Origin of the sequence: Streptomyces sp. NPDC058964 (assembly GCF_042741275.1) — a bacterium.
Classification (GTDB): Bacteria; Actinomycetota; Actinomycetes; order Streptomycetales; family Streptomycetaceae; genus Streptomyces.
In genome coordinates this window covers 1-1146 of record NZ_JBHYKH010001036.1, presented here as the reverse complement: position 1 = coordinate 1146, position 1146 = coordinate 1, and the positions used below count along the sequence as shown (strand labels likewise).

Below are 1146 nucleotides of genomic sequence, written 5' to 3'. Positions count from 1 at the left end.
GTTGAGGACCCGGCAGCTGAGCAGGAAGACCGGGACGTTCAGCACGTCACCGTCGGCCTCGGCGAGGATGAGACCGACGGTGCCGTAGTCGCCGAAGACGTCGCGGACCCGCACCGTCCAGCCGCGGCCGCCGCCGTCGAGCAGCCTCCGCAGCTCCGGCACCGTGAAGGAAGTGCCCGCCAGCGTGAACTGCGTGGTGCGGCTTGTCAGTTGGGCCGCCCGGTCCAGGGCGGAGTCGGTCAGCTCCTCCATCGAGACCTCGATGGCGCAACGGGCCAGGAACTCCTCGTAGTCCACGAGGGACTGTTCCAGGGCCCGACGCTCCGGCTCGGTCCTGTACCAGTCGGCCCGCAGCCGGTCCTCGTCGGTCACCGTGAGCTGGTCGAAGGCGGCCTCGTGGGCCAGTTGCCGCCGTGCCGCGTCCGCGTCCCGGGTCAGCTCCACCACGGCGACCTCGGGCAGCGCCGCACGCACCGACGCGCACTCCACGGCGTCGTCGTCCACGAAGACGAACGAGCCGAGCGCGAGCCCCAGCTCCTGGGAGAGCTCGTAGAGGTACTGGGCCTTGGGCTGCCAGCCGATCCGGTGAGCGGTGACGTCTTCCATCGTGAGGACCATGGCGGGGTTCTCGGCGAACACGGCCCGTACGTCCGCCTCTTCGTTGCGGCTGCACAGGCACAGCAGCTTTCCCTGCGCCCGCTGGTCCCGCATGAACTCCTGGACCGCGCGCCGCCCCGGGCCGATCTCCACCCCGAGCGGACCATCCTCGCCGCACACCCCGGCCCACAGGGTGTTGTCGCAGTCAAGGACCACGACCTTGCGGGGCCCCCGCCACGTCGTGCCGGCCAGCCGCACCAGCCAATCGGCGAGCGCGTCGAAGTACTCGTCGGTGTAGGGGAGATGAGCGATGCGGTCGGCGTACTCGTCGTGCGTCCGCGGCACCTCGTAGCGATCCGTGAGGTCGTCGAGCGCCACGAGGTGCATGCCCGGCAGCGGGGTGACGGTCTCGGTGACCCGCCGCGTGGCGGCCTCGATCCACCGGGCGCGGGCGGGGTCGGCGAGGGCTCCCGGCGACGGCGGCGTCAGGGCCACCAGCCAGGTGGCCGCGGAGCGGTTGGGAACGGCGGACAGCACCGAGAGCAGCTC

At 71.6% G+C, this 1146-nt stretch carries 1 protein-coding gene; it reads right to left on the bottom strand.

Features of this window, described 5'->3' with window-relative positions; all coding sequences use genetic code 11:
- Positions 1 to 1146 (bottom strand): HAD-IIIC family phosphatase (locus ACFW2E_RS47470; protein WP_384478535.1); only part of this gene is annotated, 1146 nt, incomplete at both ends.